Source organism: Vibrio sp. LB10LO1, assembly GCF_010092875.1.
Taxonomy (GTDB): domain Bacteria; phylum Pseudomonadota; class Gammaproteobacteria; order Enterobacterales; family Vibrionaceae; genus Vibrio; species Vibrio campbellii.
Map to the genome: position 1 here is coordinate 17549 of NZ_JAADJW010000031.1, position 10744 is coordinate 28292.

A 10744-nucleotide genomic window follows, 5' to 3' on the forward strand; every position below is an offset into this window, starting at 1 on the left:
TGATTTGTAATATTTGGCACCAAATATTAAAAAGTTGTAGTATATTTTTTTGCAAGGAAGTAATAAGGTGGAATAAAAAATGGCAGAGAACTATAAGAAGCCGTCCAAGGAACTAGACCGTATCGACCGCAACATTCTTAATGAACTGCAGAAAGACGGTCGTATTTCGAACGTTGAACTTTCAAAACGTGTAGGACTATCTCCAACGCCGTGTTTGGAGCGTGTGCGTCGCTTAGAGCGTCAAGGTTACATCACAGGGTACACTGCGCTATTAAACCCGCAGTTCCTAGATGCATCACTATTGGTATTCGTAGAAATTACGTTGAACCGTGGTGCGCCAGATGTGTTCGAGCAGTTTAACGCAGCTGTTCAAAAACTAGACGACATCCAAGAATGTCATCTAGTGTCAGGTGATTTCGACTATCTTCTAAAGACACGTGTATCTGATATGGGTGCTTACCGTCGACTACTGGGCGATACGTTACTGCGTCTTCCAGGCGTAAACGACACTCGCACCTACGTCGTTATGGAAGAAGTGAAGCAAACTAACCAGCTTGTGATTAAAACTCGTTAAATTCTTGCAAAGAAAGCGGTAAATGCTTCCGCTTTCTCCATAGAGTAATTGGGTTTTTCTCTTTGATATGGTTAAATCAATTTACCGAGCGGCTTTGTGCCGCTCGGAATGTTTTGCTTATTCCTAATTCATTTCCATATTCAAGTTGATTTATGTTCAAAGAGAACGCAAAGAAAGTCGAAACCATTATCAAAACCAGTGAAGAGCCTCAGTCTTCACGTCTAAATGGCTTCCAACGCTTAAAAGAGTGCTGCTTTATCGTTGGCGTTCTTAGCTCGGTATTGTTGGCCGTTGCACTATTTACCTTTAGCCCAGCCGATCCGTCTTGGTCCCAAACTGCTTGGGGCGGAGAGATCAATAACGCTGGTGGCTTGTTCGGCGCTTGGTTAGCCGACACGCTATTCTTTACCTTCGGTTCCCTCGCGTACCCATTGCCATTCCTGCTGACGGCAGGTGCATGGGTGATTTGCCGTAAGCGCTCCGCAGACGATCCTATCGACCTTATGTTGTGGGGTACTCGTCTATTAGGTTTAGTTATCCTTATTCTTACCAGTTGTGGTCTTGCTGATATCAACTTTGACGACATTTGGTACTTCTCGTCTGGTGGCGTTGTTGGTGACGTTCTAAGTAGTCTGTCTCTACCTACACTGAATGTGCTGGGTACAACGCTTGTACTTCTTTTCCTATGGGGAGCAGGCTTTACTCTATTTACGGGTATTTCTTGGTTGAAGATTGTTGAGTGGCTGGGTGATCGTGCACTTGGTGCTGTTGCCGCTGTTACAAACAAAGCTCGTGGCACTGAACAAGAAACGCTTGAGCCTCAGTTGGATGAGTTTGTAGAAGACCGAGTGATGAGCAAGCGTGGTAAAGAGGAGCTGGAAGATGAGCCTCTGCCGTACCTTACTGCTTACGAAGTAGAAGAGCCGAAACAAGAAGCGCCTGCACATGAATACCCGATCTACATGCCACAATCGGCGGTAGAGCAATCTAACGTAGACAAATCGAAACAGCAGCCAGCAGCGCAACCTATTGTGCAGCCAACGCAACAAGCGGCAGCTGTGAACGCAGCGCCGATTCAGGCTCCAGTTCAGTCTCAGGTCCAAGAGCAAGCTCAAACTGTTGAGCCTGTTCGTACCGTAAACACAGACAATGTTGACCCAGCGGTTGAGCGCACTAAGCAGCTGAACGTCACCATTGAAGAATTAGAAGCCGCAGCGCAACAAGCCGATGATTGGGCTGATGAAGCGCCGCAAGTTCAAGAAGCACAAGAGCCTGCTGTTGCTTCTATTGCGGCTCAGCCTGAAGCAACACAGCCTGTTTCTCAAGAAGTGGTTCCTCAGCCTGCTGTTGCTCAACAAGAGGTTGGCCAGCAAACTGCTCATCAACCGGCAGCGCCGCAAGAACCGTTTGTGCAGTCTGAATCAAGCGTTGTGGAATCGTACGATAATGAGCCAAGCTACGATGAGTATGCTCAGTTCGAAGCAGAGCAGGCTCAAAAGGCGCAAGTTGCTCAAGAGCAAGCGCCAGTTCAAGCGCCGATGGAACACGCAGAACAGCCTCAAAACGAAGAGCCTGTGATTAACGCTGCAGCACTGGATAGCATTGTTGAGCAAACTGAGCCAAGCCAGCACATCGAGCCAACTATTTCGGACTTCGATGTTGTAGATGAAGAAGATGACTACCAAGCGCAGCAGCCTGTTCAACAAGCTCAGCCTACTTATGTAGAGCCACAATCTCAGCCTCTACAACAGTCTGTACAAGAACAACCTATGCAGCAGCAAGTCGCACCGCAACCACAATCGGTAGCGCCGGCGCCTTCTGCTACGTTTGAACCTGCACCTCAAGAAGTCGAGGTAGAAGAGGTTCAAGACGGCGATCAAGATGTCGCAGCATTCCAAAACTTGGTATCGAACGCTCAAGCGAAAGTGGCTGCTCAGCAGAACCCATTCTTGGTGCAGCAAGAGCAAAACTTGCCAGTACCAGCAGAACCACTACCAACGCTAGAATTGCTTTACCACCCGGAGAAGCGCGATAACTTTATCGATCGTGATGCTCTGGAAGAGGTGGCGCGTTTGGTTGAAACCAAGCTTGCGGATTACAAGATCAAAGCGGACGTTGTCGGTATTTACCCTGGCCCTGTTATCACTCGATTCGAGCTTGATTTGGCGCCGGGCGTGAAAGTAAGCCGTATTTCCGGCCTGTCTATGGACTTGGCTCGTGCGCTGTCTGCAATGGCGGTACGTGTAGTAGAAGTGATTCCGGGCAAACCTTATGTCGGTCTAGAGTTGCCTAACATGAGCCGTCAGACGGTATTCTTGTCTGATGTAATCAGTAGCCCTCAGTTTGAACAAGCAACGTCACCAACAACGGTCGTTCTTGGTCAAGATATCGCCGGTGAAGCGGTGATTGCAGATATCGCGAAAATGCCTCACGTACTAGTAGCGGGTACAACGGGTTCTGGTAAGTCAGTAGGTGTAAACGTGATGATCTTGAGTATGCTTTACAAAGCATCGCCAGAAGATCTGCGTTTCATCATGATCGACCCGAAAATGTTGGAGCTTTCAATCTACGAAGGTATTCCTCATCTACTTTCTGAAGTAGTAACGGACATGAAGGACGCGTCTAACGCACTACGTTGGTGTGTGGGCGAGATGGAACGTCGTTATAAACTGATGTCGGCATTGGGCGTACGTAACGTGAAAGGCTTCAACGAGAAGCTTAAGATGGCCGCAGACGCAGGTCACCCAATTCACGACCCATTCTGGCAAGAAGGCGACAGCATGGACACTGAGCCGCCGTTGCTTGAGAAACTGCCTTACATTGTTGTGGTTGTCGATGAATTTGCCGACCTAATGATGGTGGTTGGTAAGAAGGTTGAAGAACTGATTGCACGCTTGGCGCAAAAAGCGCGTGCGGCAGGTATTCACTTGATCCTTGCGACGCAGCGTCCATCGGTTGACGTTATTACCGGTCTGATTAAGGCGAACATCCCAACGCGTGTGGCGTTTACTGTATCTACGAAGACGGACTCACGTACTATCCTTGACCAAGGTGGTGCAGAATCGCTATTGGGTATGGGTGATATGCTTTACTTACCGCCAGGTTCAAGCCATACGACCCGTGTTCACGGTGCGTTTGCATCGGACGATGATGTTCACGCGGTTGTAAACAACTGGAAAGCGCGTGGTAAGCCAAACTACATCGATGAGATCATCAGTGGTGACCAAGGTCCAGAAAGCCTGCTTCCGGGAGAACAGATGGAATCGGATGAAGAAGTGGATCCATTGTTCGATCAAGTCGTAGAGCACGTAGTGCAATCGCGTCGTGGTTCGGTTTCTGGTGTACAACGTCGATTCAAGATCGGTTACAACCGAGCGGCTCGAATTGTTGAGCAGCTTGAAGCGCAAGGCATCGTAAGTGCTCCGGGCCATAATGGTAACCGTGAAGTACTGGCACCTGCACCACCAAAAGATTAATGAACTTGTGTTACTCACCTCAGTCCAACTGAGGTGAGTGGTTCTAACAATAGGTATCTGAATGAAAAAACTATTTTCAGCGAAACTTTTCTCTGCGCTTGTTTTAAGCTTTTCTCTCTTCTCTACTGCACATGCCGCGTCTCCTAAAGATGAATTAAACAAACGACTTTCTATGAATGATGGCTTCATTGCGGATTTCTCACAACAGGTGATCAGCCCTGAAGGCGAAACAGTGATGGAAGGGGAAGGCACGGTTGAAATCGCTCGTCCGAGCCTGTTCCGTTGGAGCACAACATTCCCTGATGAAAACCTATTGGTTTCTGACGGTAAAACTTTGTGGTACTACAGCCCGTTCATCGAGCAAGTGAGTATCTACTGGCAAGAACAAGCAACAGAGCAAACGCCATTTGTTTTGTTAACACGTAACCGCGCAAGTGATTGGGATAACTACAAGATCTCCCAAAAGGGTGACCAGTTCACTCTTATTCCTACTGCGGTAGACTCCACACAGGGGCAATTTCAGATTAATATTGATGCCAAAGGTGTGGTGAAAGGCTTCAACGTGGTTGAACAAGACGGTCAGAAAGGCTTGTTCACCTTTAATAACGTGAAGCTTGGAAAACCAAAAGCAGACAGATTCACATTCACTATTCCTAATGGCGTGGAAGTGGATGACCAAAGGAATTAATTGGTAGTGAGCAATTACACATTAGATTTCTCGGGGGACGAAGATTTTCGTCCCCTTGCTGCTCGTATGAGACCGGAAACGATCGAACAATACATCGGGCAGCAGCATATTTTAGGTCCCGGTAAGCCACTACGCCGTGCGCTAGAGGCTGGTCATATTCACTCTATGATCCTTTGGGGACCCCCAGGCACAGGTAAGACGACGTTGGCAGAAGTGGCAGCAAACTATGCTAATGCGGAAGTAGAGCGTGTGTCTGCGGTGACGTCTGGCGTGAAAGAAATCCGTGCTGCAATCGAGAAAGCGCGTGAGAATAAAATGGCGGGTCGCCGCACCATTCTATTCGTGGATGAGGTGCATCGCTTCAACAAATCTCAGCAAGACGCGTTTTTACCACATATCGAAGATGGCACCGTTACCTTTATTGGTGCGACGACAGAAAATCCATCGTTTGAGTTAAACAACGCATTGCTGTCACGTGCGCGTGTGTACAAGTTAACGTCTCTCGATAAAGATGAAATCTCACTGGCGCTGAATCAAGCGATCAGTGACAAAGAGCGTGGGCTGGGTAATACGCCTGCACACTTCGTTGATAACGTATTAGATCGCCTAGCAGAACTGGTAAACGGTGATGCTCGCATGTCTCTCAACTACCTTGAGCTGCTCTATGATATGGCAGAAGACAATGCACAAGGTGAAAAAGAGATCACACTTAAGTTGCTTGCGGAAGTAGCAGGGGAGAAAGTCTCTCGCTTCGATAACAAAGGCGACATTTGGTACGACTTAATCTCTGCTGTACACAAGTCGATTCGTGGCTCTAACCCTGATGCCGCGCTTTACTGGGCTGCACGTATGATCGCAGCAGGTTGCGACCCTTTGTACATTGCTCGCCGCCTACTGGCGATTGCCTCTGAAGATGTGGGTAATGCTGACCCTCGCGCAATGCAAGTGGCACTTTCCGCTTGGGATTGCTTTACTCGTGTTGGTCCGGCAGAAGGTGAGCGTGCGATTGCACAAGCGATCGTGTACTTAGCATGTGCGCCAAAAAGTAATGCGGTATACGTGGCGTGGAAACAAGCGCTCACAGATGCTCATAACTTGCCTGAATATGAAGTGCCGCATCACCTTCGAAATGCGCCGACCAGTTTGATGAAAGACATGGGTTATGGGGCAGAGTATCGTTACGCGCACGATGAGCCTGGAGCTTATGCCGCAGGTGAGCAATATTTGCCGCCTGAAATGGGCGATCGTAGGTACTATCAGCCGACAAATCGTGGTCTAGAGACCAAAATCGGCGAAAAGTTAGATTACTTGGCTACTTTAGACGCAAATAGCCCACAAAAGCGCTATGAAAAGTAGGCGTTTTTGGATACATTTGTTCAGTAAATTTTTTTAACGCGCACGCCTTGGAAAGTGCGCGTGATTTCACAACAAAAAGCATAGGATTAACAATGCTGGATTCTAAATTACTTCGTACAGAGCTGGATGAAACAGCTGCTAAACTGGCGCGTCGTGGCTTTAAGCTAGACGTAGAGACTATTCGTAAACTTGAAGAACAACGTAAGTCCATTCAAGTAGAAGTAGAAAATTTACAATCCACGCGTAACTCCATCTCCAAGCAAATCGGCCAAAAAATGGCGGCTGGCGACAAAGAAGGCGCAGAAGAGATCAAGAAACAAATCGGTACTCTAGGTAGCGATCTTGATGCGAAGAAAGTTGAACTTGAGCAAGTAATGGCTCAACTAGACGAATTCACGCTTTCTGTACCAAACATCCCTGATGATGAAGTGCCAGATGGTAAAGATGAAAATGACAACGTTGAAATCTCTCGTTGGGGTGAGCCTAAGACTTACGACTTCGAACTAAAAGACCACGTTGACCTAGGCGAAATGGGTGGCGGTCTAGACTTCGCAAGCGCAGTTAAAATCACTGGTGCACGTTTCATCGTGATGAAAGGCCAATTTGCTCGTCTACACCGTGCAATCGCTCAGTTCATGCTGGATCTTCACACTGAAGAGCACGGCTACACAGAAATGTACGTACCTTACCTAGTAAACTCTGACAGCCTATTCGGTACTGGTCAGCTTCCTAAGTTTGGTAAAGATCTTTTCCACACTGAGCCACTAGTAGAAAAAGTAAACGACGAAGAGCCACGTAAACTGTCTCTAATCCCTACTGCAGAAGTACCTGTAACGAACCTAGTTCGTGATACGATCTCTGACGAAGCGGATCTACCACTTAAGATGACAGCTCACACACCATGTTTCCGTTCTGAAGCAGGTTCTTACGGTCGTGATACACGTGGTCTAATTCGTATGCACCAGTTCGACAAAGTTGAGCTAGTACAAATCACTAAACCAGAAGATTCAATGAACGCGCTAGAAGAGCTAACAGGTCACGCTGAGAAAGTTCTACAACTTCTAGAACTTCCTTACCGTAAAGTGGTTCTATGTACAGGTGATATGGGCTTCGGCGCTCGTAAAACTTACGACCTAGAAGTGTGGGTTCCTGCTCAAGAAACGTACCGTGAAATCTCTTCATGTTCAAACATGTGGGACTTCCAAGCTCGTCGTATGCAAGCGCGTTTCCGTCGCAAAGGCGAGAAGAAACCTGAGCTTGTACACACGCTAAACGGTTCTGGTCTTGCTGTAGGTCGTACAATGGTTGCTATCCTAGAGAACAACCAAGAAGCAGACGGCCGCATTGCAATCCCTACAGTACTTCAGAAGTACATGGCGGGCGCAACGCACATCGGTTAATTCATTAACCAATAGAACACCAAAACCCAGCCTCAGTGCTGGGTTTTTTGTTATCTGCGTCGAGTGAAAATACGTTGTTATGTAATTAGCACACGCATTAGTGACGAGCTCGCCCAGAATCTGGCAGTACGAGATAAATGATATTTTTCTTAGCGGTTTTTCACGTGACAAGCTAACGTCCTCATCTGTCTTTGTTGTGAAATGTTATGCCAGTAAATCATCTTTTATTACGTGTTATTTTTGCGCTTACCTTGCTTGTTTTCGGGAAGGTTATGGCAAGTGAACTTATCCCACCTCAATACTTAGATAGTGAGCGAACAGACCGCTTTTTCGCGCGCGAACTAGCGAAACCTTCCAAAGAAAATATGCAACTTCGTAACTCGCTCGATTGGGGCTATGGGCTTGAGTTGAGACGTGTATCTGGTGACACAAAATCGGTGTCTAATTGCAAAGATTTAGCTAATGCAAGCTCAGCTGGTTTTACTGCGGCTAAAGCTTATGAATATGGTGCGTTTAAAGCGTATTTAACGCAGTGCCAAACATGGAGTGAGATGGCAAAGTTAGCTGCCTCTAAGCGCTCATATATATCGAAATTTAAGTTAGATGATCGCTTTCCTAGTTTAGCTCCAAGTGCGCTTGCTTTTGTTATTTCTAACGAGAGCGCTGAGAAAGTAAAGACACTATTAACGTGGGATGAAGTGGACCGTATCCAAAGAACTCAGGTCGCCAGTCCGGTGAGAGCAGAGTACTTCGACGCGACCGATGGTTTTCAAGTCATTACGATTGTGGCAAAAGGGGATTACAACGCTGACGGCATCGAGGATATCGTTATTGAGAAAGAGAATAGTGTACTCAGTGGCTCGTATTCTTCTTCACACGGCTATGTATTAACTCGCATGTCTGAGCAAGCGCTATTTACTGTGTTGGCTGAATGGTAATGAAACGATTGGTGGCCTTAAGTGTTGCCATGATGAGCACGTTTACTCTTGCTGATACCTCGCCAAAAAAGGTCTTTGAATGCTCAGTGAATGAAACTATGAACTTTAGTATTTCGATAGAGCAAGCCAAAGGCGGGCTTATCATTTACACGTCCATTGCGAATAAAAGCCCACTTTTACAGCGGATAAAACCTCTAGATTATCATGTCGAGCATTATCACCGAGCATTGGTAGATGAGAAGTCACTGGAATTTAGTATTGGTGAGCGCGTCATAAAAGTCAGTGAGTACTTTAGCGAGGAGTTTAATGAGGTAGAGAAGATACTCAGTGTCACGTTGAAGCAGTCAGGGCAAACGCAATATTTTGAGTGTGAGGAAGGGAGTATGAGTAACCTCGCACTGCTTTTTCAAGAGAGTAGCGATTAACCGATGACAGAAAATTATTACCAAGGTGTAATAGTGTTTTCGAAATTACCCTAATTATCTTGTTATTTGTAATCGATATAATCATCCACCTTACCACGGTAAGTAGATTTTCTCATTCAAGTAACGAGGAGGGCTTATGGCCGTAGGGTGGGCAAACGACGATAGCGTCAGCCAACAAATTCAAAACACAATAGACGACGAAATTTCCCGTGTTCGTGGCAATATCACAAAGGGTGAGAGCGCCTATTACTGCGATGAGTGTGGTGATGAAATTCCTGAAGCGCGTCGAATAGCCATGAAAGGCGTTCGTTTATGTATCGAATGTCAGTCAACAATCGAATTGGTGTCTCAACGCCAAGCGTTATTTAATCGACGAGCAAGTAAAGATAGCCAATTACGCTAATCATGTTTCGCAGTGGCATTTAGATTATCAGTACGACGCTTAATAATATTGCTCTAAATAGTAAAAACGGTTTGACTGGTATACTCAAACCGTTCTTGTTTTTATTTTTTAAATATTCTTTAAATTTAATGAGAACGCATTAAGCGAAGCAATCTTGACGTTGAAGCGCAGCATCAATTGCGTTAACTAGCTTCTCAATATCTTCCGGCTTGCTAATAAATGGCGGCATCATATAAATCAGTTTGCCAAATGGACGAATCCAAACACCGTGCTCAACAAACAGTGCTTGGATGGTTTCCATATTCACTGGGCGGTGTGTTTCTACAACGCCAATGGCACCCAACCAACGGGTGCTTTTGACCAAGTCGTATTTTTTCAGTTTTGGCAGTAGCTCAGAAAACAGCGTTTCAATTTGCTGGGTTTGTTGCTGCCAGTTACCTTGTTCTATCAATTCTAAACTTGCGGTGGCCACGGCGCAGGCGAGCGGGTTACCCATAAAGGTTGGGCCATGCATGAAACAACCAGCATCACCACCACAAACAGTATCCGCGACGTGTTTGCTCGCTAGGGTCGCAGAGAGGGTCATATAACCGCCAGTGAGTGCTTTACCAACACACAAAATGTCTGGTTGAATGTCTGCATGTTCGCAGGCAAACAATTTGCCGGTACGTCCAAATCCGGTTGCGATTTCATCTGCAATCAATAACAAGCCGTATTTGTCACAAAGCCTACGTACACCTTTGAGAAATTCTGGATGGTAGATACGCATACCGCCTGCGCCTTGAACGATCGGCTCTAGGATCACCGCAGCGAGTTCTTGATGATGCGTTTCAATCTTGTGCGCAAAGTCGGCAAGATCTTCCGGCTTCCATTCATCCCAATAGCCACAAGTAGGTGACTGGGCAAAGATATGCTCAGGCAAAAAACCTTTGTAGAGAGAGTGCATGGAATTATCAGGATCGGTGACCGACATAGCCGCAAAGGTGTCGCCGTGATAACCGTGTCGCAAAGTCAGAAACTTCGGTCGGCGCTCGCCCTTCGCATGCCAATATTGCAACGCCATCTTCAAGCTGACTTCTACGGCAACGGAGCCAGAATCAGCGAGAAAGACATGTTCAAGGTTACTTGGTGCAAGGGACAATAACTTCTTACACAAACTGATTGCTGGCTGGTGGGTTATCCCGCCGAACATTATATGCGACACCTGGTCGATTTGCTGGTGAGCCGCTTGATTTAAGTGCGGGTGGTTGTAGCCGTGGATCGTTGACCACCAAGAAGACATACCATCGACAAGCTCTGTCCCGTCTTCCAATTTAATGTGGACACCACTTGCCGATGCCACTGGGTAGCAGGTCAGAGGTGTCAACGTCGAAGTGTAGGGATGCCAGATGTGCTGGCGGTCGAAGGCGAGATCCATGTGCTATTCCAATAGTAATTAAGATTAAAAAATAAACAGATGTAAACTTTGTTGTTTGGTGTTGTGT

General features: G+C 46.7%; 9 protein-coding genes. 8 read left to right on the top strand and 1 reads right to left on the bottom strand.

Annotated elements, in window-relative coordinates:
* The first annotated feature begins 79 nt into the window (after positions 1-79).
* From lrp to GXP65_RS19075, 8 genes are all read left to right on the top strand, one after another.
* Positions 80-574, top strand: coding sequence for a leucine-responsive transcriptional regulator Lrp (gene lrp / locus GXP65_RS19040; RefSeq protein WP_005528862.1), 495 nt, complete (start codon positions 80-82; stop codon positions 572-574).
* A gap of 152 nt (positions 575-726) precedes the next feature.
* On the top strand, positions 727-4050 hold the full coding sequence (locus tag GXP65_RS19045) for a DNA translocase FtsK 4TM domain-containing protein (protein WP_162093492.1): 3324 nt from the start codon (positions 727-729) through the stop codon (positions 4048-4050).
* 61 nt (positions 4051-4111) lie between these two features.
* The gene (gene lolA, locus GXP65_RS19050; protein WP_162093493.1) at positions 4112-4738 is read left to right on the top strand and encodes an outer membrane lipoprotein chaperone LolA; all 627 of its coding nucleotides are present in this window, start codon (positions 4112-4114) and stop codon (positions 4736-4738) included.
* Entirely contained in the window at positions 4739-6094 is a 1356-nt protein-coding gene (locus GXP65_RS19055) for a replication-associated recombination protein A (protein ID WP_205455587.1), read from the top strand.
* Between the two features lie 92 nt (positions 6095-6186).
* Entirely contained in the window at positions 6187-7494 is a 1308-nt protein-coding gene (gene serS / locus GXP65_RS19060; RefSeq protein ID WP_045378081.1) for a serine--tRNA ligase, read from the top strand.
* Positions 7495-7766: 272 nt separating this feature from the next.
* Positions 7767-8432, top strand: coding sequence for an ATPase (locus GXP65_RS19065; RefSeq protein WP_240335015.1), 666 nt, complete (start codon positions 7767-7769; stop codon positions 8430-8432).
* A complete protein-coding gene (locus GXP65_RS19070; protein WP_162093495.1) occupies positions 8426-8857 on the top strand; it encodes a hypothetical protein in 432 nt (143 codons plus the stop codon). Before GXP65_RS19065 ends, GXP65_RS19070 begins: the two co-directional genes overlap by 7 nt.
* A 136-nt stretch (positions 8858-8993) precedes the next feature.
* On the top strand, positions 8994-9260 hold the full coding sequence (locus tag GXP65_RS19075) for a DksA/TraR family C4-type zinc finger protein (protein ID WP_162093496.1): 267 nt from the start codon (positions 8994-8996) through the stop codon (positions 9258-9260).
* Between the two features lie 139 nt (positions 9261-9399).
* Here GXP65_RS19075 and bioA read toward each other — a convergent pair whose 3' ends face one another.
* Positions 9400-10677 carry an adenosylmethionine--8-amino-7-oxononanoate transaminase gene (bioA, locus tag GXP65_RS19080; protein WP_162093497.1) on the bottom strand — a complete coding sequence of 426 codons (1278 nt, stop codon included), beginning with the start codon at positions 10675-10677 and terminating at the stop codon, positions 9400-9402.
* Positions 10678-10744 lie beyond the last annotated feature (67 nt).